The organism is Streptomyces rubrogriseus (assembly GCF_027947575.1).
In the GTDB taxonomy this organism is placed as follows: Bacteria; Actinomycetota; Actinomycetes; order Streptomycetales; family Streptomycetaceae; genus Streptomyces; species Streptomyces rubrogriseus.
The window spans coordinates 924,211-948,419 of sequence record NZ_CP116256.1 but is presented as its reverse complement, the minus strand read 5'-3'; the positions used below and the strand labels follow the sequence as shown (position 1 = coordinate 948,419).

Here is a 24,209-nt window from a genome sequence, read left to right as displayed (position 1 = left end):
CCCGTGCGGGTCAGAGGTTGCCGCGCTTCTCCTGCTCGCGCTCGATCGCCTCGAACAGGGCCTTGAAATTGCCCTTGCCGAAGCCCATGGAGCCGTGGCGCTCGATCATCTCGAAGAAGACGGTCGGACGGTCCTGGACCGGCTTGGTGAAGATCTGCAGCAGGTAGCCGTCCTCGTCCCGGTCGACGAGGATCTTCAGCTCGCGCAGGACGTCGACGGGCACCCGGGTCTCGCCGGCCCACTCGCCGAGCGTGTCGTAGTACGAGTCGGGGGTGTCCAGGAACTCGACGCCGGCCGCCCTCATCGCCCGGACGGTCGCCACGATGTCGTTGGTGTTCAGCGCGATGTGCTGGACGCCGGCGCCGCCGTAGAACTCCAGGTACTCGTCGATCTGGGACTTCTTCTTGGCGATGGCGGGCTCGTTGATCGGGAACTTCACCTTGAGGGTGCCGTCGGCCACGACCTTCGACATCAGCGCGCTGTACTCGGTGGCGATGTCGTCGCCCACGAACTCCTTCATGTTCGTGAAGCCCATGACCTTGTTGTAGAAGCCGACCCACTCGTTCATGCGGCCGAGTTCGACGTTGCCGACGCAGTGGTCCACGGCCTGGAAGACGCGCTGCTCGGGCGGGGCGACCATCGGCTTGGCGGCGACGTACCCGGGCAGGTACGGGCCGTCGTAGCCGGTGCGCTCGACGAGGGTGTGCCGGGTCTCGCCGTAGGTGGCGATGGCGGCGAGGACGACGGTGCCGTGCTCGTCCTTGACCTCGTGCGGCTCGGCGAGCGAGCGGGCGCCGTGCTCGACGGCGTAGGCGTGGGCGGCGCGCGCGTCCGGGACCTCGATGGCGAGGTCGACGACGCCGTCGCCGTGCTCGGCCACGTGCTGGGCGAGGAAGGTGCCCCAGTCCGTCGAGGGCTTGATCACCGAGGTGAACACGAAGCGGGCGGAGCCGCTCTCCAGGACGTAGCTCGCGGTCTCCCGGCTGCCGTTCTCCGGTCCGGAGTAGGCGACCAGCTTCATGCCGAAGGCGGTGGAGTAGTAGTGCGCGGCCTGCTTGGCGTTGCCCACGGCGAAGACGACCGCGTCCATTCCCTTGACCGGGAAGGGATCGGCCTGCCGGGCGGTGTCGGGAGTGTGGTGTGTGGTCTGCGTCATAGCCGCAGGTTCTCCCCTGTTCGCAAGGTGCGCAATAGTTTGCGTTTTCAGTGGGCAACATGACCAGTGACGTGCGGGTGCGGGCGGGCGATCTGTACAGGATGACCAGCAGGGAGGGTGCGGGATGGCGGGTACGGGGATCGACCGGCTGGACGGGCGGATCATCGGTCTGCTGGCGCGGGAGCCGCGGATCGGGGTGCTGGAGATGTCCCGACGGCTCGGGGTGGCGCGCGGCACCGCGCAGGCGCGGCTCGACCGGCTTCAGTCGAACGGAGTCATACGCGGCTTCGGACCCGAAGTGGACCCGGCGGCCCTCGGCTACCCGGTCACCGCGTTCGCCACGCTGGAGATCCGGCAGGGCCAAGGCGCCGACGTACGGGCGCACTTGGCGACGGTGCCGGAGGTGCTGGAGCTGCACACCACGACCGGCACCGGGGACATGCTGTGCCGCCTGGTGGCCCGCTCGAACGCCGATCTCCAGCGGGTGATCGACCGGGTTGTCGGTTTTGATGGCATCGTCCGGGCCGCCACGGCGATCGTCATGGAGAACCCCGTTCCGCTGCGGATCATCCCGCTGGTGGAGCAGGCGGCCGGGGACAGCGGCGGACACGACTGAGGCCGGCCGGCCCGATCCCGGAGGTGAGCGGACGTGAACTTCTGGGACTTCCTGGGCAGCCGCCACCAGCAGCTGCTCGCCGACGCCTACCAGCACGCCAGCGCGGTCTTCCAGTGCATGGTCGTGGCGACCCTGCTCGGGGTGCTGATCGGCGTCCTCACCTACCGCAGCGACTGGGCGGGGAACGTGGCCACCCTGTCCACGTCGGCCATCCTCACCATCCCGTCGCTGGCCATGATCGGTCTGCTCATCCCGATCCTGGGGCTCGGCGTGCCGCCGACGGTGACCGCGCTGACCCTGTACGGGCTGCTGCCGATCGTGCGCAACTCGATCGTGGGCCTGCGCGGCGTCGACCCGGCGCTGGTGGACGCCGCCAAGGGCATCGGGATGTCGCGTCCGGCGCGGCTGCTGCGGGTGGAGCTGCCGCTGGCCTGGCCGCCGATCCTGACCGGCATCCGGGTCTCCACGCAGATGCTGATGGGCATCGCGGCGATCGCCGCCTACGCCTCCGGGCCGGGCCTCGGCAACGAGATCTTCCGCGGGATCGCCTCGCTGGGCAGCAAGAACGCGCTCAACCAGGTCCTCGCGGGCACGCTCGGGATCATCGTCCTGGCCCTGCTGTTCGACGCGGCGTACGTACTGCTGGGACGGCTGACCATTCCGAGGGGGATCCGTGTCTGAGACATCCGTGTCCGGTTCCGTTTCCGACGACGGCCGCGGCGAGGCGTCCGGCGGCACCACCGGGGCGACCATCGAGCTGGAGGCCCTCACCAAGCGCTACCCGGGCAATCCGCAGCCCGCCGTCGAGAACGTGTCGATGGAGATCAAGGCCGGGGAGACGGTCATCTTCGTGGGCCCCTCGGGCTGCGGGAAGTCCACCACCCTGAAGATGATCAACCGGCTGATCGAGCCCAGCGGCGGCCGCATCCGCATCAACGGCGAGGACGTCACCGACATCGACCCGGTGAAGCTGCGCCGCAAGGTCGGCTACGCGATCCAGTCCTCCGGTCTCTTCCCGCACATGACCGTCGCCCAGAACATCGCACTCGTACCGAAGATGATCGGCTGGTCGAAGGCGCGGATCCGGGACCGGGTGGAGGAGATGCTGGACCTGGTCGGCCTGGACGCCGGGGAGTTCCACGGCCGCTATCCGCGTCAGCTCTCCGGCGGCCAGCAGCAGCGGGTGGGCGTGGCGCGGGCGCTGGCGGCCGATCCGCCCGTGCTGCTGATGGACGAGCCGTTCGGTGCGGTCGACCCGATCACCCGGGACCACCTCCAGGACGAGCTGATCCGCCTCCAGCACGAACTGCACAAGACGATCGTCTTCGTCACCCACGACTTCGACGAGGCGATCAAGCTGGGCGACCGGATCGCCGTGCTCCGCGAACGCTCGCACATCGCGCAGTTCGACACCCCGGAGGCGATCCTCACCAACCCGGCGGACGACTTCGTCTCCGGCTTCGTGGGCGCGGGCGCGGCCCTCAAGCGCCTGAACCTGACCCGGGTGCGGGACGTGGGCATCACGGACTACCCGACGGTGACCGTGGAGGACCCGCTCCAGGACATCTTCGACCGGCTGCGGGAGTCGGGCACCAACGAGATCCTGCTCCTGGACCGGCGCGGACGCCCCTACAAGTGGCTGCGGCGCGGCGACCTGATGCGGGCCAGGGGCTCGCTGGCCCGGGCCGGGACGCTGGTCCACGACACGGTGACCCGGGACGCGACGCTGCGGGACGCGCTGGAGGCGGTGCTCACCGACAACGCGGGGCGGGTCGCGGTCACCGGGCGGCGCGGCGCGTACGAGGGCGTCGTCGACATGGAGACGCTGATGAACTCCGTGCACGAACTGCTGGAGGCCGACCGGCTGGACGCGCTGGAGCACCAGCACGACCTGGAGGAGACCCGGGCCACCCAGACGCACACCGAGCAGGAGGGCTTCGGCGAGGTCGGAGGCCGCGCGTGAGCGGCTCCGCGCGCCGCCCCGAGGGCGAGCACGAGGTCAAGGGGCTCGCCTTCCGGGACGAGGGCGGGGACGAGGCGGAGGATGGCGGGGCGCGGGGCGGGGCGCCCGCGCCGTCCCCGGTGGCGGCGGGCCCCCGGGTCGGCTGGCGCAAGCTGACCTTCCTGCCGGTCGTCCTGATCGCCGTACTGCTGGCGACCTGGCTGTGGTACCGGCAGGCGGACCTGGACGCGCTCAGCCGGAACGCCCTCGGCAACGGCCAGGTCACCAAGGCCCTGTGGCAGCACGTCCAGCTGACGGTGATCTCCACCTTCTTCGTGCTGATCATCGCGATCCCGCTGGGCATCCTGCTCACCCGCAAGGCGTTCCGGAAGGCCACCCCGTTCGCGATGGCCTTCGCCAACATGGGCCAGGCGACCCCGGCGATCGGTCTGCTGGCGCTGCTGGTGATCTGGCTGGGCATCGGCCGCCGGGCCGCCCTGATCGGCATCATCATCTACGCCGTCCTGCCCGTCCTGTCCAACACCATCGCCGGCCTGAAGGCGAACGACCCGACGCTCCTGGAGGCGGCCCGCGGCATCGGGATGTCCCCGCTGGGCGTGCTCACCCGGGTGGAACTCCCGCTGGCCGTCCCGCTGATCCTGGCCGGCGTGCGCACGGCCCTCGTCCTGAACGTCGGTACGGCGACGCTGGCGACCTTCGGCGGCGGCGGTGGCCTGGGCGTGCTGATCACCACCGGGATCACCAGCCAGCGGATGCCGGTGCTGGTGCTGGGCTCGGTCCTCACCGTCGCGCTGGCGCTGCTGGTGGACTGGCTGGCCTCGCTGGCCGAACTGCTGCTGCGGCCGCGGGGACTGGAGGTGGGCGCATGAGACGGCGTACCTGCTGGGCGCTGGCCGCCGCACTCCTTTCCGCCTCCGCCGGGTGCGGGCTGACCAGCGGCTCCCCGATGGTCGACGACGTGGAACCGGGGACCATCGGCAAGGGGAAGCCGCTGGACGGGGCCGATCTCACGGTCACCTCGAAGGAGTTCACCGAGCAACTGGTCCTCGGCGCGATCATGGGCATCGCCTTCGAGGCGGCCGGGGCCGAGGTGCTCGACCGCACCGGCATCCAGGGCTCGGTCGGCACCCGCGCGGCGGTCGAGAACGGCGACGCCGACGCCACGTACGAGTACACCGGCACCGCGTGGATCACCTACCTGGGCAACAGCAAGCCGATCCCCGACCCGGAGCAGCAGTGGAAGGCGGTGAAGGAGGCCGACGCGAAGAAGGGGCTGACGTGGCTGGAGCCGGCCCGCCTGAACAACACGTACGCGCTGGCGATGAACCAGGCCAACTACAAGAAGTACCGGACGAAGACCCTCTCGGAGGTCACCGCCCTGTCCAAGTCGGACCCGGGCGCGGTGACGCTGTGCGTGGAGGGCGAGTTCGCCAACCGCGCGGACGGCCTGCCGGGCCTGGAGAAGGCGTACGGCATGTCGCTGCCCGCCGGGAACATCACGCAGATGGACACCGGCATCATCTACACCCAGACCGCTAAGGGCGCCTGCACCTACGGCGAGGTGTACACCACCGACGGGCGGATCAAGTCCATGAACCTGGTGGTGATGGAGGACGACAAGAAGTTCTTCCCGAACTACAACGCGGCGCCCATGGTCCGTACGGCCACCCTGAAGAAGTGGCCGGCGATCGCGTCGGTCCTGGACCCGGTCACGAAGGCGCTGACCAACGACGTGGCGCAGACCCTGAACGCGAAGGTCGACGTGGACGGCGAGGACCCGCACCAGGTGGCGCTGGACTGGATGAAGGCGAAGGGCTTCGTGAAGGAGGGGTAGCGCCGCCGGGGCATTGCGCGCGCCGCTCAGCAGGCCGGGACGTCGCCCTTGCCGCTCTCCAGCGCCTTCAGCGAGTCGACGGCGCCCTCGAGGGTGGTGACCGGGATCAGCCGCAGCCCCTTCGGCAGCTCGGCCTGCGCGTCCGAGCACTCCGCCTTCGGCACCAGGAAGACGGTGGCCCCGTCCCGCCGGGCGGCCTGCGTCTTGAGCGGCACCCCGCCGACGGCGCCGACCTTGCCGCCGTCGGTGATGGTCCCGGTGCCCGCGACGACCTTGCCCCCGGTGAGGTCGCCGGCGCCGAGCTTGTCGACGATGCCGAGCGAGAACAGCAGCCCGGCGCTGGGTCCGCCGACGTCCTCCAGGCGGAGCTCGACGTCGACGTCGCCCTTGTCCATCCGGAGGTAGCGGAGCGCGGCCGTGGTGGCCGAGTCCTGGGACTCCTTCATCTGCTCCTGGTTGTACTGCTCGATCTCGCTCACGTCGTCGCCGCTCGGGTAGACGGCGTCGCGCGGCATCACGGCCCGGTCGGTGTCGAACCAGCTGCCGAGCACGTCCCCGAGGTGGATGCTCGCGTCCGGCCCGGTCGCCTCGATCGTCGTCATCCGCAGCTGGCCGCTGGTGTCGTGCGTCGGCGCGCCGCTGATCGTGATCACCTCGGCGCCCCGGTTCTTCCCCAGCACGTCGGCCGTCAGCCCCGGCTGCGCCACGGAGAACGGCAGGGGCGCGAACAGGGCGGTCGCGAGCAGCGCCACGACGGGCAGACCGCAGACGGCGAGGAACTGGGGACGCGTGAGACGAGAGAGCACGGAGTCAATCTAACGTGGCGCGATCCCCGTGGCTCCGACGCCCGGGCACGACCCCGTCTCACCGCAGCGCCTCCGCCACCTCCCGGGCGGCGTGCTTCACGCGTTCGCCGACCCGTTCGGGGACCACGTCGGCCAGCATCACCACGCCGACGCTGCCCTCCACCCCCGTGACGCCGAGCAGGGGGGCCGCCGCTCCGCAGGCGCCGGCCTCCAGCTCGCCGTGGGTGAGGGTGTAGCCGGGGTCGTCCACGGCGTCGTCGGCGGTGGGCCGGGGAGGCTGGCGGGCGGCCAGGATCGCCTTGCCCGCGGCGCCCCGTTCCAGGGGGTGGCGGAAGCCCGCGCGGTAGGCGACGTGGTAGTCGGTCCAGGTCGGTTCCACGACCGCGACGGCCAGCGCCTCGGCGCCGTCCACCAGGGTCAGGTGGGCCGTCGCCCCTATGTCCTCGGCCAGCGCGCGCAGGGCCGGCATGGCGGCCTCGCGGACCAGGGGGTGCACCTGGCGGCCCAGGCCCAGTACGCCGAGGCCGACGCGGGCGCGGCCGCCCAGGTCGCGGCGTACGAGTGCGTGCTGCTCCAGCGTGGCGAGCAACCGGTACACGACGGTCCGGTTGACGCCCAGTTTGTGGGACAGCTCGGTGACGGTCAGCCCGTGGTCCGTATCGGCCAGCAGTTTGAGGACGCGCAGTCCCCGGTCGAGCGTCTGAGAGGTCTCCGCGGTCACGACGCCCACTCCTTAGTGGTGAGGTCGGCGGCCCTCATCGCGGCGGATGCGTCACCGAGTCCCGTCAGTGACGCGCTTCAGAGGCCGCCGATCGGCTGACGGCCCGGCCTTGTCCCGGGCCCAGTCGCTTCACGGCTGCGCTCCGCGGCGGCGCTGCCACGGGGCGTGCGTAGCGGGACAGTAAAGGACCCGGTTCGCTCAGCGGAAGGCTCCGTCCAGAATCCGGGCGCCAACCGTTATCAACCGCCTGTGTTTGTCCCAGTACGTACCGCGCACGCCCTCGGTACCGGCGCGCCGCGCGTCACTTCATCCGCGTCGCCCACTCCTGGACCTTGGCGATGCGCTGGCGGAGCTGTCCGCCGGTCGCCTCGGCGCTGGGCGGGCCGCCGCACACGCGGCGCAGTTCGGTGTGGATCACGCCGTGCGGTTTGCCGCTCTGGTGGACGTAGGCGCCGACCATGGTGTTGAGCTGCTTGCGCAGCTCCATCAACTCCTTGTGGGAGACCACCGGGCGGCGGTCGGCGGGCAGTTCGAGCAGGTCGGCCTCTTCGTCGGGCTTCTTGCGGCTGTGCGCGATCTGCCGGGCCTGCCGCTTCTGGAGGAGCAGCTGCACCTGGTCGGGCTCCAGCAGTCCCGGGATGCCGAGGTAGTCCTGCTCCTCCTCGCTGCCCGGGTGGGCCTGCATGCCGAACTCGGCGCCGTTGTACATGACCCGGTCGAAGGTGGCCTCGGACTCCAGCGCCTCGAAGGCGAACTGCTCCTGCTCGCCGGTGTCCTCGTCCTGCTCCCGGTTGGCCTCGTCCATCTCCTTCTCGGACTCGGCGTAGGGGTCCTCCTCGCCGTCCTTCTTGGGCTTGTCGAGGACGTGGTCCCGCTCGCGCTCCATCTCGTTGGCGAAGGTGAGCAGGTCGGGCACGGTGGGGAGGAAGACGGAGGCGGTCTCGCCGCGGCGGCGGGAACGGACGAAGCGGCCCACCGCCTGGGCGAAGAAGAGGGGGGTGGAGATGGTGGTGGCGTAGACGCCGACCGCGAGGCGGGGCACGTCGACGCCCTCGGACACCATGCGGACGGCGACCATCCAGCGGTCGGTGCCCTGGCTGAAGGTGTCGATGTTCTTCGAGGCGCCCGCGTCGTCGGACAGTACGACGGTGGCCTTGTCGCCGGTGATCTCGCGGATCAGCTTCGCGTAGGCGCGGGCGGAGTCCTGGTCGGCGGCGATGACGAGCGCCCCGGCGTCCGGGATGGCCTTCCTGACCTCGGTGAGCCGCTGGTCGGCGGCGCGCAGCACGGCGGGCATCCACTCGCCGCGCGGGTCGAGCGCGGTGCGCCAGGCCTGGCTGACGGCGTCCTTGGTCATCGGTTCGCCGAGCCGGGCGGCGATCTCGTCGCCCGCCTTGGTGCGCCAGCGCATGTTGCCGCTGTAGCTCATGAAGATGACGGGGCGCACGACGCCGTCGGAGAGCGCGGAGCCGTAGCCGTAGGTGTAGTCGGCGGCGGAGCGGCGGATGCCGTCGTTGCCCTCCTCGTACGCCACGAAGGGGATGGGGTTGGTGTCGGAGCGGAAGGGCGTGCCGGTGAGCGCGAGGCGGCGGGTGGCCGGCTCGAACGCCTCCAGGCAGGCCTCGCCCCAGGACTTGGAGTCGCCGGCGTGGTGGATCTCGTCGAGGATGACGAGGGTCTTGCGCTGCTCGACGCGGTTGCGGTGCAGCATGGGGCGCACGCCGACGCCGGCGTAGGTGATGGCGATGCCCTGGTACTCGCGGCTGAGCGGGCCCGCGCTGTACTCGGGGTCGAGCTTGATCCCTATCCGCGCGGCGGCCTCGGCCCACTGCTTCTTCAGGTGCTCGGTCGGCGCGACCACGGTCACCTGCTGCACGACGTGGTGGTGCAGCAGCCAGGACGCCAGCGTCAGCGCGAAGGTCGTCTTTCCGGCGCCGGGGGTGGCGACGGCCAGGAAGTCCCGGGGCTGGTCCTGGAGGTACTTCTCCATCGCCCCCTGCTGCCAGGCCCGCAGCTTGCCGGCGGTGCCCCAGGGGGCACGGCCGGGGAAGGCCGGGGACAGGTGGTGCGAGGTGCTGGAGCTGGCGGTGGTAGTCACGGTCTCCGAAGGGGGTAGAGCGGCTCGGCCACGTATGACAACCGGGCCACCCTACCGGCGGGCCGGAGCGATCACCGCGCGCACGGGGGCGGGTCACCCCCGGGTGGGACGGACGTCACAACCGCCCCGCCCGCCGCACGGCGCTCACTTCTCCCGCACCCGTGTCGCCACCCACGCCCCGACCAGCGCCACCGCCGCCATCGGCAGGAACACCACCGCGAAGGCGGCCGGGTGGGAGCCGGTCGCCTCGGTGGCCGTGTGGCTGACCGTGCCGCCGCCGAGCGCCGCGAAGGCCGCGCCGCCGGCCGACAGCAGGACGACGTTGGAGAGGCCGTCGGAGATCTGGAGGGCGGCGGAGTTGGTACCGGCCTCCTCGGGGGCGGAGAGCTTGAGCAGGAGCACGCTGGTGGAGGAGATCACCAGGCCCATGCCGAAGCAGCCGAAGGCCCAGGCGACGGCCACCGTCCAGGCGGGGACGGCGTCGATCAGCACGCTGGGGGCCGTGGTGATGGCCGCCGCGACCAGGAGCATGCCGAGGGCCATCAGACGCTCCCGGTACGGCTCCAGGCGCGGCCGGGACTGGAGCCACGAGCCGCCGGCCCAGGTCGCGCCGCCGGCCGCCAGGGAGAGTCCGGCCAGGGTCGGGCTGAGCCCCCGCTGCGTGACCAGCATCAGCGGGACGAAGGACTCGGCGGCGATGAACGACCCCGCGGCCACCCCGCGCAGCAGGACCACGGAGGGCAGGCCGCGCACCGCCCGGTAGGTGCCGCGCGGCAGCAGGCCGAGGACGGCGGGGACGAGCAGCGCGACGCCCACGGCTCCCGGCAGCAGGGCGATCGGGCGCAGGTCCTGGGCGGCGTACTGGAGCAGGCCCGCGCCCAGCGAGATGGCGAGGGCGAGGCGGATCCGGCGGCCGTCGAAGGAGGCCGGGGTGTCCCCTCCCCCGACGGGGCCGGACGCGCGGCTGCGTATCTGCGGCAGCGCGAGGGCCAGCGGGACGACGACCAGCACCGGGATGCCGACGAACACCCAGCGCCAGCCGAGGTGCTCGGTCACGGCGCCGGAGGCCAGCGGTCCGACGACGGACGGGACCACCCAGCCCGCCGCGAACGCCGCCATGATCGCGGGCCGCAGCCGCTCCGGGTAGGCCCGGCCGACGACGACGTACAGCGCCACGATCACGAGGCCGCCGCCGAACCCCTGCACGGCCCGCCCGAGGATGAACAGCCACATCGCGCCCGCCGTCCCGGACAGCACGAGCCCGGCCGCGAAGGAGGCGATGCCGGTCGTCAGCGGGGCCAGCGGCCCGCGCCGGTCCGACCACTGCCCGGAGAGCACCATCCCGAACAGGCTGGTCGTGAAGTACCCCGAGAACGCGAACGCGTACAGCGACACCCCGTCCAGCTCCCGCGCCGCCACCGGCATCGCCGTGCCGACCGCCGTCGCCTCGAAGGCGATCAGCACGATGACGGAGACGATGCCGATGCTCAGCGCCCGGTAGGCGCGGCTCAGCACGGTCTCGGCGGGGGCGGCGGCGGGGACGGAGGGCTCGGCGGGGACGGCGACATCGGTGTCGCGGGGCTCAGGGACGGTCATGGTCGCCAGAGTAAGGGCCGCGACCTGCTTTTACCCCTGTCGGGAGGCGGTACGGGACCGGGACCTTGGTCGTACGACCCGGCGGCCCGGGCGGGCGTTCATGAACGGCATATGGCAGTCGTGTTGCGGCCCGCCCGGATCACTTGAGCGCCTCCCCGGCCCCGGCCTACCGTCGAGGCACCGAGTCACAGACCCGGCCGTGTGCCCGAGTGGCCCAGGGGCTCGCCTGCGCTGCATTCATCAGCGAGCTCCGCTCGCGGGGAGTTACGCGGGTTCGAATCCCGCCCCGGCCTCCAGCCGTCTGACCAGGCGAGCAAGCAGGCAGCAGTCAAGCAGTGGACAGCAAAAGGCCTTGGTCCGAGACAAGTCTCCGCAGCGTCCCGGCCGGGAGGGCAGGTTGCTGCCGATCAGGCCTTGGCCCTGCCAGCCGAGCAGGTCCAGCAGTAGGCGGGGGGAGACCGTGGCGACGGCGGCGACCCTGCCCGTGTCGAAGGCGTCCAGCACCCTGTCCAGCAGTTCGGCGAGGGCCGGCCAGTGTGGGCCGGCTCCGTAGTGCTGGCGCAGCATCCCCATGGTCTTCCGGCGGGCCATGCCGGGATCCACGATCAACGCGTCCCGGATGAGAGTCTGCCTGCCCTGGGGAAGGCGGGTCGGGACGGTGAGCCACTGCCGACGGCTTGGTTCGTCGAGGGCGCCGAGGCGTGCTCGGTGCTGGTAGTCGCGGCGGGCGAACTGCACGTCGTCCAGGACGATCCAGTAGTCCGCGCGAAGAGCTTGGCCAGTGTGGCCAGTCTCGGAAACAGGTTGGGCTGGTGAACCGCGCACAGCCCGCCCGATACCGGCAGGTCAGGAAGCGGTGAGGCGGCTGGTGAAGCCGTCACGGATGAGAGACTCGTACGCTCCACGCACGTCCTCCGGTACTTCCTGCTCAATGGCGTATCCGAGCTTCGGATACTCGATGACCCGCTGGAGGTCACCGACGAGCATGTCCAGGACGAGCTTCACGTCGCCGATGGACTTCACGTAGTCGTCGAACTCCAGCGGCTCCGACGCGCAGAGGACCTCGACGTCGGGCCACAACTTGCGGGCGGTCGCGAACGACCTCCGCTCCATGTACGGCTTGGAAACCAACATCACCGTGGTCGGAGTGATGCCGGCGTCGGTGAGGACCTCGCGGGAGAGGGTGATGTTCTGGCCCGTGTTACCAGCGTTCGGTTCCAGCAGGATCGCCCCGGCGGGGACGCCCAGGTCGATGGCGTGCTCGCGAAAGTGGACGGCCTCGCCGCGCGGGAAGACCTCGGCGGTGGTGGGGCTGTTGCCGCCGGTGAAGACCAGGGTCGGGAACAGCCCCGCGCGGTACAGCTCTGCGGAGTGGGTGGCGACGCCGAGGTCGTGGCTGCCCAGCCCGATCGCCACGTCGGCGGGGCGCAGCTGGTGGTGCATCTGGTGGTAGTCCCAGATGAGCGCGGCGCGACGCCACTGGTTCTCGGTGATGGCCTGCTGCTTGTCGCTCACGCGTTTCTCCCTGGTCACCGTCGCCGGGGGCCGATCGGCCCCTCCTTCATGGCCTTGATGCCCTCGATACTGCGCAGTTGGTGCACGAGTCCGTACCGCGCGGCTGTGCGGGTGGCTTGATCAAGGACCTGGAGCCCATCATCCCGCGTCGCTGTGTCGGAGAGCAGGACGTGGCCGTGGGCGGTGTCCAGCCGTACGCGTTGCATCGGTGAGTCGGTGGTCCCGCTGCTGCGGGCGATGTCGATGAAGTGCAGGGCCTGGGTGAGGTCGCCGGCGCCACGGCGGGCAAGGGCGAGTTTCTGGTGGGCCACCGACCAGTCGTCGGGTTCGGTGAGGGCCTCGAAGTCTCGGGTCGCGGCCTGCATGACCCGGGTCGCGTAGTCGTGCCGACCGTTCTTGCTCAGCGCCGTGCCCACCCACAGGCGGGCCCGGGCGCGGTCACGGTGGGAAAGACGGTCGTCGACGGCGAGGCCTTCGTATTGGCGGGCGGCTGCCTCCAGCCTGCCGGACATTTCCGTGACCACCGCAAGAGAAAGGTCGAGTTGGGCAACACGACGCGGGATGTCGAGCCGGGTGAAGACCGCGCGAGCACCGGCGTAGGAGTGCTGGGCGGAGAGTGGGCCGAGAACGGAGCCTTGATCACGCCTGAGGTCACCGAGCAGTGCCGTCGAGCGGGCAAACAGATACAGCCCCTTGTCATCCAGTCCCTGGGCATCGAACCGCGCCAACCAGCGGCTGAGCAGGCTGTCGGCAAAGGCGAAATTCTGACGGGAAAGGGCGACCACCACGCGGTCCAGGTCGTCGGCCCACGATTCGTACTCCCAGGCTCGGGGTCCGGCGGCAGTGACGCGCCGCCCAGCGCCCTGCACAGTGCTGGCCATCTCGGAGAGGAGAGTCTCGAAGCGCAGGTGGGCAGGAGCGTCCGCACGTCCGAGGGCGGTGTCGAGGATGGCCTGGGTGTCGGGTCTGGGCTCGGTTTTCGCGCGCTTGCTTTCCCACTTCGAGACCGTCGCGACCGCCACACCGAGGTGCTCGGCAAAAGCCCGCACGCTCAGACGCAGGGCGAGACGCAGAGCCCTGGCCTCCAGACCGGTCCAGTGGTGCACGGTTGCCACGCCTCGCTCCCTTCCACCGCCATCGAAGCAGATGCAGGGGAAAGGGCGGGACGGAAGTAGGACGAAAGTAGAACAGCAGGTGATTGGCCGGGAGTTCGACGACCTCCATGCTCAGGAACGTCACCGCGTGTCGGCCCTTTGGACGGTCTCTCCTATGGAACTTCTCACGGAACATCGCCTGGTCAGCGGACCTGTCGTCTACGGATTTCTGCGGCTGGTGCGCGTCTCCGAAGCCCGGAGGGAGGCGCTGGTCGCCTCGCTCGCCGATTACTCCCTCGGCCACGAGCTGACGTTGTCCGGCATCTTCGCCGAACGCACGGCAGGCGCCGGCGCCGGCTCGGCCTCTTTCACCGGCCTGCTGGACGCGTTGGCCCTGCCGGACGTCTACGGGGTGCTCGCCCCGGCCCTGTCGCACCTTGGCCCGAGGGCGATAGCCGCTGAACGAGGCCGACGGATCGAGGCCGTCGGGTCCCGGCTGCTGCTGGTTCGCCGATCCCGCTCCACATGCCCGTCGGCCACCTCCATCACGGTGACCCACTGCCACAGCCCGGAAGCCATCCGCCTCCTGGAGACCGAGTCACGAGGACAGCAATGATCAAAACGGTGCAGCGCTTCTTCGAGGCACGCCCCGAGTCGGTGGGGCAGGCGAGGGGTTTCGTCTCCACGACCCTGACCGGTTGGGGCTGGGCGGAACGGCACGACGACATCCGCCTCTGCGTCTCCGAGCTCGCCACGAACGCACTGGTCCACGGCACTGTCGCCGACCACGGGTTCCTGGTCCGTCTCAACGCCGAGGACGGCGTCGTACGCCTCGAGGTGCACGACAGCCGCCGCCGACGCCCCGAGCCTCGTCAGACCACCGCCACCGACTTGTCCGGACGCGGTCTTGTCCTGGTGGCAGCACTCGCCGACGGCTGGGGCGTCCAGGACCGCTCACCGCTCGGAAAGATCGTTTGGTCCTGCTTCAAAATCGCATGACGTACGACCGCGTCAGGACCGGGTCTTTGGCTGGGTGCCCACGGCTCGGGCGAGCGTTCATGAACGGCATATGGCAGTCGTGTTGCGGCCCGCCCGGATCCCTTGAGCGCCTCCCCGGCCCCGGCCTACCGTCGAGGCACCGAGTCACAGACCCGGCCGTGTGCCCGAGTGGCCCAGGGGCTCGCCTGCAAAGCGAGTTACGCGGGTTCGAATCCCGCCACGGCCTCCACCCACCCTGGGTACCGCCGGACGGCGGTCCCCCTCATGCGGGGACAGAACGAGGACGCGTTCGCGGCCCGCAGTCGATACAGAACTCGTTGCCCTCGATGTCCAGCATCGGGATACACGCATCGTTGCCGTCGTACAGCGTTTGCACGTGTACCGCGCCAAGCGGGACCAGCCGTGCGCACTCCGCCTCAAGTGCGGCGAGGCGCTCTTCACCCACGAGTCCGGTGCCGACCCGCACATCAAGATGGACCCGATTCTTGGCGGCCTTTCCCTCGGGGACGCGCTGAAAGTACAGCCGCGGGCCCACACCCGAGGGATCAACGCAAGCGAATAACGAATCCCGCCGCTCGGACGGCTGCGAGCCCTTGAAATCGTCCTACGTGGCAAACCCCGCCGGCGGCGGCGGTACGACGTACCCCAGCACCTCGCACCAGAAGCGAGCGAGGCGCTCGGGTTCTGCGCAGTCGAAGGTGACTTGGAGCTTTTTGATCGACGTCATCGGCCCCCTATTGACGCGTGCGACCTACCCGGACAGCCGCCAGGAAACGCGCGGCCCGACGACGTGACAGGCCCTGGCAGTAGCGAGCAGACCGGCACGCCCCGCGCGCAGACGGTCCGCGTAGGATGACCGACTCGGGGGGTGGTCACATGACCAGGAGAATGTACAGGTGGTACGCGGGGGCCGCGGTGGCACTGCTGCTGACCGGTTGCGGAGAGTCGCCGGAGAGCGACAGCACAACCGGCAGGGCGGCGCTCACGAAGGAACAGGTCGGCCTGACGCTGCCGGACGGCGAGGTCATGACGGGCTGGAAGCAGTCCTTCCAGCCCACAGCCATTGAGATGAACGAGCTCTACCGCTCGCAGGCCTGCCCCATCAATGGCAACGCCGGCTGCGAGAACTCCCGTTTCTTCGGCGCAGCTACCTTCCAGCGCGAGAGCCCCACCGCTTCCGTCACCTTCCAGATCGTCGCCTACGACAGCGAAAAGGCCGCCCAGGACGCGTACGACGTGCTCTGGGACGGCTACTACGACAACCAGGCCAGCGTGACGGGCCAAAAGGCCAGGACCCTGAAGCTCGGCCCGATCGGTGACCAGCACGACGCCCGGCTCGGCACCTCCGGCTTCCATGGCGAGCCCGGCGCCGTGACCCAGACCCGGGTCGGCACCACTCTGCTGTGGACCATGGAGAAGGCCGCACACAAGGGTGACATCGACGAGGACAGCATTCGAGACCTGGCCTCGATGCTCGCCAAGCGGTCGCAGCAGGCTCAGAACGGCAACGAGCCCTCCGCCGGGCTCAACGGCTGACGGCGCGGCACCTCGGGCCCCGGGCCGACCACCTGTCGGCGCCCGCTTCGTCGGTCTCCGCCACGGCCTCCAACCGGCCCGCCCGGCGCAGTGCCCAGAGGGTGAGGGCGAGGGCGGAGACGTCCGAGACCAGGGGGTGGAGGGTGCCGTCGGGGGTCCTCCACGTCAGGACGGCGCCCGTCGTGCCGTCGACGGCGACGTGGGCGCCGTCCGCGAGGCGTCCCAGGCGTACGAGGTGGTCCGCGCCGGGCGGGGCCGGGTGGTCCGGGTGCTCCTCGCAGTACTCCGCGAGCGTCGGCAGCGGCAGGTCGTCCGCGTCCAGCCGGAAGGGACGGGCGTCCTCGGGCAGGCCCGTCTCGCGCAGGAAGCGGCGGGTGGGCTCGTGGGTGAGGGTCCTCGGGAAGTCGATGTCCTCGAAGCGCGTCACCCGGTGACGGCCGAACTCCCGGTCCAGGAACCGGGGCGGCAGGTCCCGGGAGGTACCCGGCTCCGCACGGTGGCCCACCGCCAGGAGCAGGCAGCTCATCAGGGTGGACGTGTTCCACAGCGACGGCCGCTCGCCGCTCGCCTGGGACCGCCGGGCGGCGCCGCGGGTCCAGGACGGGTCCTCCACCGTCGTCGCGAGGCGGACCCGGGTCACCAGCGAGGGAACCGCCGGCCGGGCGTCCGCATCCGCGCCCCGCGTGATCGTCGTACCGCCGGTGACCACGTGCATCGTCTCCCCCGAGAAAGTATGGCCGTCCGCGTGCCGGCGGCTGCCGTTCGCGCTCCTTCGGAGACTACGCGCCACCACTGACAACGCGCCCGCGCATGACCCCGTTCACCTCGTAGGACGCGCGGGAGGACGCACTCGTTGCCTCACGCGCGCGGGCGGGTCGACCGCCGCTCAGTGACCGGCGGCCACCGCGGCCTGCGGGCGGATCGGGAGCCGGTTCACCGGGCGTCCGGTGGCCGCGCGCACCGCGGAGGCGACGGCCGCCGGGGAGGCCACCACCGGGACCGCGCTGACGGCCTTGGCGCCGAAGGGCGCGACCACGTCACGCTCCTCGACGAGCTTCACGATCCGGATGTCCGGGGCGTCCAGCGCGGTCGGCAGGGCGTAACCGGTCAGGTCGGGGTGGCGGATCAGGCCGCGGGGGGTGCGGAGGTTCTCCGTGAGCGCGATGCCGACGCCCTGGGTGACGCCCGCCTCGATACGGGCGGTCAGCTGGGCCGGGTTCAGGACGCGGCCGACGTCCTGGGCGACGGCCAGTTCCACCACGCGTACCGAGCCGATCTCGATGTCGACGTCGACCACCGCGCGGATCGCGCAGAAGGCCATGCCGACGAACGCGTCACCCTGCCCGGCCTCGTCGAGCGGCTCCGTGGGGTGCGGGCGGCACTGGGCGGTGGCCCACAGTTCCTTGCCGTCCAGCGCCTCGGTGACCGTCGTCGACAGCACGCCGTCGTAGGACGTGATCTTGCCGTCGGCGATCTGGAGCAGCTCGGTGGACATCCCGAACTGGTGGGCCAGCGGCTGGAGGAGCTGGGTGCGGACCATCTTGGCCGCCCGTTCCACCGCGCCGCCCGACACCCACGTGTGGCGGCCGCGGCAGCCCGGGCCCGCCGGAGGCTGGTCGGTGTCGACGGGCGCCACCTGCACCTCGTCGACGCCGAGGGTGTCCTGCACGATCTGCCGGGCCAGCGTGGTGAAGCCCTGGCCGGTCTCGACGGCCGCGCACAGCACCGTGGCCACGCCGTCCTGGACCTTCACGGTGGCCGTGGAGACCTCGTCCGCGCCCTCGGCGCCGAGCATGTGCACCATGCCGATGCCGTAGCCCACGCCCCGGCGCACCGCGCCCGGTTCGCCCGCGCCCTCGGGGCCGCCGGGCAGCAGCCACTCGTCCTCGGGCGTGTCCTTGGGGAGGGCCGGGAGGGGGAAGTCGCGGACGGCCTGGAGGAGTTCGGCGACCGGCGCCGGACACGTGACCGTCTGGCCGGTGGGGAGCACGTCGCCGGTGGCCAGGACGTTGCGCAGCCGCACCTCGGCCGGGTCCAGGCCGAGCTTCTTGGCGACCTTGTCCATCTGCGCCTCGTACGCGGCGCAGACCTGCATCGCGCCCTCGCCGCGCACATGGCCGGAGGGCGGGTTGTTGGTGCGCACCGCCCAGCCCTCGATGAAGGCGTTCGGCACGACGTACGGGCCGCAGGCGAAGGCCACCGCGGCCGCCAGGGCGTCGGAGGAGGTGTCGGCGTAGGCGCCCGCGTCGAGCAGGATCTGCGCCTCGACCTTCACGATCCGGCCCTCGGCGTCCGCGTGGTGGCGGTAGCGCAGGAGGGTGGGGTGGCGGTGGGTGTGCCCGAGGAAGGACTCCTCGCGCGTGGCGGTCAGCTTCACCGGGCAGCCGGTCTTCAGCGCCAGCAGTCCGAGCGGCAGCTGGAAGCCCTGGTCCTCGCGGTCGGCGGTGGCGCCCGGTACCCCGGTGACGACGATCTTCACCTGTTCGGGCGACAGGCCGTAGCAGGCGGCGGCGATGTCGCGGTCGCCGTGCGGGTCGGTGGAGGCCAGGTACAGCTCCACGCCGCCGTCGGGGCGCGGTACGGCCAGACCCGCCTCGGCTCCTATGGGGGCCGGGTCCTGGCGGCCGATGCGGTACAGGCCCTCGACGACGATCTCGCCGGCCGCGTCCGGGTCGCCGTGGCGCAGCGGGATGTGCCGGATCAGGTTGCCGTCGGGGTGCAGCGGTTCGGCCTCGAAGGCCTGTTCCGGGTCGGTGACGGGGTCGAGCAGCTCGTACTCGACGATGACGGCGGCGGCGGCCATCCGCGCGGTGTCCGGGTGGTCGGCGGCGACGGCGGCGAGCGGCTCGCCGTGGTGGCGTACGGCCTCGGAGGCGAACACCGGACGGTCGGCCTGACCACCGCGGCCGTGCAGCGGGCTGCCGGGCACGTCCTCGTGCGTGACGACCGCCCGTACGCCGGGCATCTCGCGCGCGTGGGTGGTGTCGATGGACACGATGCGGGCGCGCGGGTGCGGTGAGCGCAGCACGGCGGCCCACAGCAGGCCCTCGGCCCACAGGTCGGCGGCGTACGGGAAGGTGCCCTCGGTCTTGGCGCGGGCGTCGGCGGGCGGCAGCGACGCGCCGAGGCCGTGCGGGATCGGGTCGGGGACGGGGGTCGCCGCCTCGGCGGTCCCCTCGGCCTCCGCAGTCGCGGCGTCGTTGCTCACGCGTGGCCTCCGTCCCGGCCGTGGGTGCCGTGGTCTCCGTGGTCGCCGTACGGCGGCCGGTCGTGCGGTCCTGGAGCGTCCTGCGCGCCGGGAGGTGGCTGTGCGTCGAACGCCGCCGGGTTGACGCCGCCCGCGCCGGGACCGGCCTGGTGCGGGATGCGGGGCTCCTCGGGGTCCGGTCCGGCGTGCGCGTCGGCGTCGGCGTGCGCCTCGCGTTCGGCGACGACCTCCTGGACCGCCTCCAGGACGCCCCGGTAGCCGGAGCAGCGGCACAGGTTGCCGCACAGGGCCTGGCGGGCCTCCAGCTCGGTCGGGGCCGGGTTGCCCTCCAGGAGGTTGTGCACGGTCATCGCCATGCCGGGCACGCAGAAGCCGCACTGGACGGCGCCGCGCCGGGCGAGCGCCCGCTGCACGTCCGACGGCTGTCCGTCGGTGGCCAGGCCCTCGACGGTGCGCACCTCGCTGCCGGCCGCGGTCACGGACGGGACCAGGCAGGAGGCGACGAGCCGCCCGTCGACCTGCACGTTGCAGGCGCCGCACTCGCCCTGCGAGCAGCCGTCCTTGGCGCCCGCGAGGCCGAGCCGCTCGCGCAGCACGTACAGCAGCGACTCGCCGATCCAGGCGTCGGTGACGGGGCGGTCGGCGCCGTTGACGCGCAGCACGTAGGAGGCGAGCGGGTGCTCGTCCTGCGGCCCGGCGGGCGCCGACGGCTCCTGGGCAGCTTCGGTGGCGGCCTCGGGGCCGTCCGCGTCGCTCCCGGCGTCGGCCGCGTCGGTCCCCTGGCCGGTCGGGTCGGCCGGGTCGATCGAATCAGCCGGGTCGACCGGGTCGGTCGGATCGGGCGAGTCTGCCGGGTCGGGCGAGTCGGCCGGGACGCCCTGGGGGGCGGCCGAGGACTCGGGCCGCGGCTCTCCCGCGGGCGCCTGCCCGTGTTCCCGTTCCCGGGCGGGCTCGGGCACGCGCTCCCGGCCGCCGGTCGGCGCCCGGTCCGTCACGGGGCCTTCAGCGGCCTCCGGACGGGACCCGGCCCTCGCCTCCTCACCGGGGCCCGCGGAACGCCCTGCCGGGCCCTCAGGGGCCGCGTCGGCCCCTCGGGGCCCGTCGGTGGCAGTCCCGCTTCCCGTGGGGGTCCCGTCGGGCGCCGGTACGCTGGGACCGGCCCCGGCGCCTTCGGCCGCGGACTCGGTGTCGACACCGGGCGCCTGGGCGTACGAACCGTCGGCGGGGCGGGGCCCGTCCGGGCGCACGGCGGGGTCGTGCCCGTGCACGGAGGCGGCGGCCGATCCGGGCCCGTGTCCTGCCCCGTGTCCGCTCGCGGTGGAGCCGGGTCCGTGCGCGTTCGGGACGGGGCCGTGCGGGCCGACGGCGGCGTCGGGGCCATGGCCCGTGTCGGCGCCGGAATCGTGGCCGTGTCCGTGTCCGTGCCCGCTCAGGTCGGCGCCGGCACGGTGACCCGCGTCGGCGTCGTGCCCTTCCCCGTGTCCGCTCGCGGTGGTGCCGTATGCGTGCCCGCCGACGGCGGGTCGCTCCTCGTCGGCCGGTCCGGTCCGCGGCGCGTCCTCGCCCCACGGCTGCCCGGCCGGCTGCGTCGCCCAGGGCGCGGGTGCGCCGCCGGGGAGGGTGGCCGGGGCACCGGTGCCCCACTGCTCGGCCAGGGACGACGTGGTGAACTCGCCCGACTCGTCCGGCAGGTCGCCGTCCGCGACTGGGATGGACCACTGCCCGGTCACGTCCTGGCCGGACGCCTGCCGGGCCGCCGCGGCGTCCGCCTCGGCCTGGGACGCCTGGGCGGCCTGCGCGGCCTGGGAGAAGTCCCACTGTCCGGTGGGACCCGGCTGGTAGGCGAACCGGTCGTCGTGCCCGGGGACGCCCTGCCCGGCGTTCACGTCGTAGGGCGCGGCCCCGCCGTACGGGTCCTGCTGGGCCGGGTACCCCCCGTACCCCTGGTGGGCGGCGGGGCCCTGACCGGCGTCCGGGACCTGCCACTGGGCGCCGTCCACGGGCGCGGACGGTGCCGACGGCGCGGCCCAGGACCCGGTGGCGGCGGGGTCGGTGCCGGCGGTGGTGGCGGGCGCGACCGTGATCTGGGGCGGCACGTAGCCGTGTCCGGGCGCGGCGAGCGGGCTGTCGGAGGAGGCGAGGAGCGCGTCCACGCCTCCCTCGGGCAGCTTCACGAAGGCGGTGGCGCCGTCGTCGTAGTCGCCCTGGGGCAGCGGGTCCCAGCGGCTGCCGCCCGGTGGGGTGCCCTGGCCGTGCTGATCGCCGTGCGGGTCGCCGTGCTGGTCGTCGGTCACGACAGGGCCCTCCCCAGTGCTCGTCGGGCCAGCGCGGCGACGGTGCGCCGCAGGTGCAGTACGGCGGGCGGAAGTTGCGGCACGGAGCCGTCCTCGTCCGGGGCCGCGTCGGGGATGCAGGCCGCGGCGACGTACTCGCCGAAGCCGTGCAGTGCCTCGGGCACGACGGCCCGGCCGTTGTCCCAGTCGATGAGCGAGGCCACCCACTGCTCGGCCTCCAGGGGCCGCAGCGGCATCGGCGCGATGGCGCCCACCGCGCACCGCACACCGCGCCTGGCCGGGTCCAGGACCAGCGCCACGGAGGCCGTGGCGCGGCCGGGTCCGGTGCGGCCGGTCGCCTTCAGGAAGACCTGCGGCGCGTGCAGCAGCGGCACGCGCACGTAGCCGATGAGTTCTCCCGCGCGGAGCATCTCCATGCCCGCCAGCAGGTGCGAGACCGGCATCTCCCGGCGGGCCCCGTCCGGGCCCGCGATGATCAGCGTCGCCTCCAGCGCGGCCAGCACCGGCAGCGCGTCCCCGGTGGGGGCGGCCGAGGCGATGTTGCCGCCGAGGGTGCCGGCGTTGCGGATCTGCGGCGGTCCGGCGGCGCGCGCGGCGGCGGCGAGCGCCGGGATGAGCGCGGCGAAGTCGGGGCGGCCCATGCGGGCATGGGTGAGGCCCGCGCCGAGCAGCGCGTGCCCGTCCTGGTACTGCCAGCCGCGGATCTCGCTGATCCGGCCGAGACCCACCAGTGCGGCGGGCCTGAGCTGCCCGGAGTTGACGGCCGCCATCAGGTCGGTGCCGCCCGCGACCGGAACGGCCGCGGGCATCGCGGTGAGCGCCGCCACGGCCTCGTCCAGTGTCGTGGGCAGCGTGACGGCCTGCGCCGCCTGCGGTGCGTGCGTGGTCAAACCGACTGCCCCTTCCCGCTGTCCCACCTGGTCCCGCCCATGTGGCCGTACGGTACGACCTGACAGGGTGGACGTGGCAACTCTGGCACATCTTCGCAGGGCCCGAACGCAGGGGTCCGCTAGGAGGCATTCGCCCGCCTCGTCGGCTAGATGGTCCGTTTTCGCACGGGATCTCCGATGATCGGAGTTACACGCGATGCGCGCGAGTTGCCACTCTTCGGTGACGTTTAGGGGCGTTTCTCTTACTTGTTCGGCGGCGGCCCGTCCATCGGCCGGCCGAGCACACCGGGCCGCCGCTGCCAGGGCCGCGGACCGGCCGGCGGACGGTAGGCGACGCCCAGGGCGTCGAGCCGCCGGTAGTGGGTGGCCATCCGCCGCTCGAAGGCGGCGTAGTCCCGGTCGGCCGGGGCGGGCAGGTCGCTCCAGGCGACCTCGGCGAAGGCGGCGAGCCGCGGGAAGAGCTGGTAGTCCACCCGCTCCTGGTTCTCCGTCACCTCGGTCCACAGGTTCGCCTGGGTGCCGATCACGTGTCCGGATTCCTCCGGGGTCAGTTCCGCCGGAACCGGCTCGAACCGGTAGACGTCCTCCAGGGTGCGTACGAAGGCGATCGGCACGGGCTCGTCCTCGCCGCCGTCCTCCCGGAAGTTCAGGTACACCTGCTGCTCGGGGCACATCACGACGTCGTGCCCCGCGCGCGCGGCGGCGATCCCGCCCGCGTAGCCGCGCCAGGAGGAGACGGCCGCGCCCTTGGCGAGGCCGCCCTCCAGGATCTCGTCCCAGCCGATGAGCCGGCGTCCGCGTTCGGCGAGCCAGGTGTCGAAGTGCTGGATGAACCAGGACTGGAGTTCGTCCTCGTCGGCGAGGCCGAGTTCCGCCATCCGCGCCTGCGCGGTGGCCGAGGCCCGCCACTGGTCCTTGGGGCATTCGTCGCCGCCGACGTGGACGAACTCGGAGGGGAAAAGCTCCAGGACTTCCTCGAACACGCCCTCGTAGAAGCGCAGCGTGTTCTCGGTTGGGGCGAGGACGTTCGGGGATACGCCCCAGGTGTCCCAGACGGAGAGCGCGGTGGTGTCGATCACATCGGTGTTGCCGAGTTCCGGATACGCCGCGATGGCCGCCTGCGAGTGTCCGGGCACGTCGATTTCGGGGACGACGGTGATGTGCCGCGCGGCCGCGTAGGCGACGATCTCCCGGATGTCCTCCTGCGTGTAGTAGCCGCCGTGCGGTTTGTCCTCCCACAGCGGCGAGGCCCGGTGACCGAATTTCGTGCGGGAGCGCCAGGAGCCGGTCCCGGTGAGCTTCGGGTGGCGTTTGATCTCGATGCGCCAGCCCTGGTCGTCCGTCAGGTGGAAGTGCAGGACGTTGAGTTTGTGGGCGGCCATCAGGTCCAGCTGGCGCAGGACGCCGTCCTTCGGCATGAAGTGCCGCGAGACGTCCAGCATCAGTCCGCGCCAGCCGAATCGGGGCTCGTCCTCGATGCGGCCCAGCGGCAGCCGCCACCGGCGGCCGGGCAGCGGGGCGCGCCGGAAGGCGTCCGGCCCGAGCAGCTGGCGCAGGGTCTGGGCGCCCCAGAAGAGTCCGGCGGGACCGCCGCCGGTGAGCCGTACGCCGTCGGTTGCGATGTCGAGGCGGTAGCCCTCGTCGGCGAGTTCCCCGTCGAGGGACAGCCGGACGGCGCCGCCGCTCCCCTCACCGGGCGCCAGCGGCAGGCCGGTGGCCGCGCCCAGGGTGGCGCGCAGCCAGCGCTCGGTGTGCCCGGCGCCCTCGTCGGCCACCAGCCGGGTGTCGGGGCCGAGGTCGAAGTAGGCGTCCCGGGCCGCCGCGTGCCGCGGCCGGGGAATCACGTCGGTCGCGTCCGTCACGTCCGTCAGGTCCGTCACGTT

At 72.1% G+C, this 24,209-nt stretch carries 21 protein-coding genes, 2 tRNA genes and 1 pseudogene; 10 read left to right on the top strand and 14 right to left on the bottom strand.

All coding sequences use genetic code 11. From position 1 onward, the window contains the following. Positions 1–10 precede the first annotated feature (10 nt). Positions 11–1,156: a 4-hydroxyphenylpyruvate dioxygenase gene (hppD, locus tag Sru02f_RS04070; protein ID WP_102930144.1), complete on the bottom strand. Its 1,146-nt coding sequence runs from the start codon at positions 1,154–1,156 to the stop codon at positions 11–13. 124 nt (positions 1,157–1,280) lie between these two features. Between hppD and Sru02f_RS04065 the strand changes: the two genes are divergently transcribed. From Sru02f_RS04065 to Sru02f_RS04045, 5 genes are read left to right on the top strand one after another with little or no spacing between them, the layout of a single operon-like run. Further along, positions 1,281–1,772: an Lrp/AsnC family transcriptional regulator gene (locus Sru02f_RS04065; protein WP_109032672.1), complete on the top strand. Its 492-nt coding sequence runs from the start codon at positions 1,281–1,283 to the stop codon at positions 1,770–1,772. 33 nt (positions 1,773–1,805) lie between these two features. Continuing rightward, positions 1,806–2,453, top strand: coding sequence for an ABC transporter permease (locus Sru02f_RS04060; protein WP_003975880.1), 648 nt, complete (start codon positions 1,806–1,808; stop codon positions 2,451–2,453). A gap of 7 nt (positions 2,454–2,460) precedes the next feature. Continuing rightward, entirely contained in the window at positions 2,461–3,735 is a 1,275-nt protein-coding gene (locus Sru02f_RS04055) for a betaine/proline/choline family ABC transporter ATP-binding protein (RefSeq protein WP_109032671.1), read from the top strand. Next, positions 3,732–4,604 carry an ABC transporter permease gene (locus Sru02f_RS04050; RefSeq protein ID WP_109032670.1) on the top strand — a complete coding sequence of 291 codons (873 nt, stop codon included), beginning with the start codon at positions 3,732–3,734 and terminating at the stop codon, positions 4,602–4,604. Before Sru02f_RS04055 ends, Sru02f_RS04050 begins: the two co-directional genes overlap by 4 nt. Then, positions 4,601–5,569: a glycine betaine ABC transporter substrate-binding protein gene (locus Sru02f_RS04045; RefSeq protein ID WP_109032669.1), complete on the top strand. Its 969-nt coding sequence runs from the start codon at positions 4,601–4,603 to the stop codon at positions 5,567–5,569. Before Sru02f_RS04050 ends, Sru02f_RS04045 begins: the two co-directional genes overlap by 4 nt. A 26-nt stretch (positions 5,570–5,595) precedes the next feature. On the opposite strand, the gene Sru02f_RS04040 is transcribed toward Sru02f_RS04045, so the two are convergent. From Sru02f_RS04040 to Sru02f_RS04025, 4 genes are all read right to left on the bottom strand, one after another. Further along, positions 5,596–6,375: a S16 family serine protease gene (locus Sru02f_RS04040; protein WP_109032668.1), complete on the bottom strand. Its 780-nt coding sequence runs from the start codon at positions 6,373–6,375 to the stop codon at positions 5,596–5,598. Positions 6,376–6,433: 58 nt separating this feature from the next. Continuing rightward, positions 6,434–7,096, bottom strand: coding sequence for an IclR family transcriptional regulator (locus Sru02f_RS04035; RefSeq protein ID WP_109032667.1), 663 nt, complete (start codon positions 7,094–7,096; stop codon positions 6,434–6,436). A gap of 301 nt (positions 7,097–7,397) precedes the next feature. Then, positions 7,398–9,194, bottom strand: coding sequence for a DEAD/DEAH box helicase (locus Sru02f_RS04030; RefSeq protein ID WP_109032666.1), 1,797 nt, complete (start codon positions 9,192–9,194; stop codon positions 7,398–7,400). A gap of 144 nt (positions 9,195–9,338) precedes the next feature. Then, positions 9,339–10,790: an MFS transporter gene (locus tag Sru02f_RS04025; RefSeq protein ID WP_109032665.1), complete on the bottom strand. Its 1,452-nt coding sequence runs from the start codon at positions 10,788–10,790 to the stop codon at positions 9,339–9,341. A 195-nt stretch (positions 10,791–10,985) separates the two neighbouring features. On the opposite strand from Sru02f_RS04025, the gene Sru02f_RS04020 reads away from it, so the two are divergent. Beyond that, positions 10,986–11,086, top strand: a tRNA-OTHER gene (locus Sru02f_RS04020). Here Sru02f_RS04020 and Sru02f_RS04015 read toward each other — a convergent pair. From Sru02f_RS04015 to Sru02f_RS04005, 3 genes are all read right to left on the bottom strand, one after another. After that, on the bottom strand, positions 11,055–11,528 hold the full coding sequence (locus tag Sru02f_RS04015; protein WP_109032664.1) for a WbqC family protein: 474 nt from the start codon (positions 11,526–11,528) through the stop codon (positions 11,055–11,057). The two genes, Sru02f_RS04020 and Sru02f_RS04015, sit on opposite strands and share 32 nt — an antisense overlap. 108 nt (positions 11,529–11,636) lie before the next feature. Continuing rightward, positions 11,637–12,305, bottom strand: a complete 669-nt coding sequence (locus Sru02f_RS04010) for a YdcF family protein (protein ID WP_109032663.1) — start codon at positions 12,303–12,305, stop codon at positions 11,637–11,639. Positions 12,306–12,319: 14 nt separating this feature from the next. Continuing rightward, the gene (locus Sru02f_RS04005; protein ID WP_109032662.1) at positions 12,320–13,420 is read right to left on the bottom strand and encodes a helix-turn-helix domain-containing protein; all 1,101 of its coding nucleotides are present in this window, start codon (positions 13,418–13,420) and stop codon (positions 12,320–12,322) included. A gap of 154 nt (positions 13,421–13,574) precedes the next feature. On the opposite strand from Sru02f_RS04005, the gene Sru02f_RS04000 reads away from it, so the two are divergent. The 3 genes from Sru02f_RS04000 (at position 13,575) to Sru02f_RS03990 (ending at position 14,627) form a co-directional block, all read left to right on the top strand. Next, a complete protein-coding gene (locus Sru02f_RS04000) occupies positions 13,575–14,015 on the top strand; it encodes a hypothetical protein (RefSeq protein ID WP_244941882.1) in 441 nt (146 codons plus the stop codon). Then, entirely contained in the window at positions 14,012–14,398 is a 387-nt protein-coding gene (locus Sru02f_RS03995) for an ATP-binding protein (protein WP_109032661.1), read from the top strand. The genes Sru02f_RS04000 and Sru02f_RS03995 overlap by 4 nt, the downstream gene beginning before the upstream one ends. A gap of 154 nt (positions 14,399–14,552) precedes the next feature. Next, positions 14,553–14,627: transfer RNA gene (locus tag Sru02f_RS03990), tRNA-Cys, on the top strand. 33 nt (positions 14,628–14,660) lie between these two features. On the opposite strand, the pseudogene Sru02f_RS03985 reads toward Sru02f_RS03990, so the two are convergent. Continuing rightward, positions 14,661–15,125: pseudogene (locus tag Sru02f_RS03985) on the bottom strand (VOC family protein). Positions 15,126–15,313: 188 nt separating this feature from the next. Between Sru02f_RS03985 and Sru02f_RS03980 the strand changes: the two are divergent. After that, the gene (locus Sru02f_RS03980; protein WP_244941881.1) at positions 15,314–15,934 is read left to right on the top strand and encodes a hypothetical protein; all 621 of its coding nucleotides are present in this window, start codon (positions 15,314–15,316) and stop codon (positions 15,932–15,934) included. Here Sru02f_RS03980 and Sru02f_RS03975 read toward each other — a convergent pair. The 5 genes from Sru02f_RS03975 to Sru02f_RS03955 form a co-directional block, all read right to left on the bottom strand. Beyond that, entirely contained in the window at positions 15,924–16,649 is a 726-nt protein-coding gene (locus Sru02f_RS03975) for an SUKH-4 family immunity protein (RefSeq protein WP_280524900.1), read from the bottom strand. The two genes, Sru02f_RS03980 and Sru02f_RS03975, sit on opposite strands and share 11 nt — an antisense overlap. A 171-nt stretch (positions 16,650–16,820) precedes the next feature. Further along, a complete protein-coding gene (locus tag Sru02f_RS03970; RefSeq protein WP_109032659.1) occupies positions 16,821–19,142 on the bottom strand; it encodes a xanthine dehydrogenase family protein molybdopterin-binding subunit in 2,322 nt (773 codons plus the stop codon). Next, positions 19,139–21,436, bottom strand: a complete 2,298-nt coding sequence (locus tag Sru02f_RS03965; RefSeq protein ID WP_109032658.1) for a (2Fe-2S)-binding protein — start codon at positions 21,434–21,436, stop codon at positions 19,139–19,141. The genes Sru02f_RS03970 and Sru02f_RS03965 overlap by 4 nt, the downstream gene beginning before the upstream one ends. Continuing rightward, positions 21,433–22,326, bottom strand: coding sequence for an FAD binding domain-containing protein (locus Sru02f_RS03960; RefSeq protein ID WP_052841719.1), 894 nt, complete (start codon positions 22,324–22,326; stop codon positions 21,433–21,435). Before Sru02f_RS03960 ends, Sru02f_RS03965 begins: the two co-directional genes overlap by 4 nt. 242 nt (positions 22,327–22,568) lie before the next feature. Beyond that, positions 22,569–24,206, bottom strand: coding sequence for a beta-N-acetylhexosaminidase (locus tag Sru02f_RS03955; protein ID WP_109032657.1), 1,638 nt, complete (start codon positions 24,204–24,206; stop codon positions 22,569–22,571). Positions 24,207–24,209 lie beyond the last annotated feature (3 nt).

Coding starts and splice junctions, on each gene's coding strand:
- Sru02f_RS04025 (WP_109032665.1), bottom strand. CDS start 10,790: ATGACCGTCCCTGAGCCCCGCGACACCGATGTCGCCGTCCCCGCCGAG.
- Sru02f_RS04000 (WP_244941882.1), top strand. CDS start 13,575: ATGGAACTTCTCACGGAACATCGCCTGGTCAGCGGACCTGTCGTCTAC.
- Sru02f_RS03975 (WP_280524900.1), bottom strand. CDS start 16,649: ATGCACGTGGTCACCGGCGGTACGACGATCACGCGGGGCGCGGATGCG.
- Sru02f_RS04045 (WP_109032669.1), top strand. CDS start 4,601: ATGAGACGGCGTACCTGCTGGGCGCTGGCCGCCGCACTCCTTTCCGCC.
- Sru02f_RS04065 (WP_109032672.1), top strand. CDS start 1,281: ATGGCGGGTACGGGGATCGACCGGCTGGACGGGCGGATCATCGGTCTG.
- hppD (WP_102930144.1), bottom strand. CDS start 1,156: ATGACGCAGACCACACACCACACTCCCGACACCGCCCGGCAGGCCGAT.
- Sru02f_RS03995 (WP_109032661.1), top strand. CDS start 14,012: ATGATCAAAACGGTGCAGCGCTTCTTCGAGGCACGCCCCGAGTCGGTG.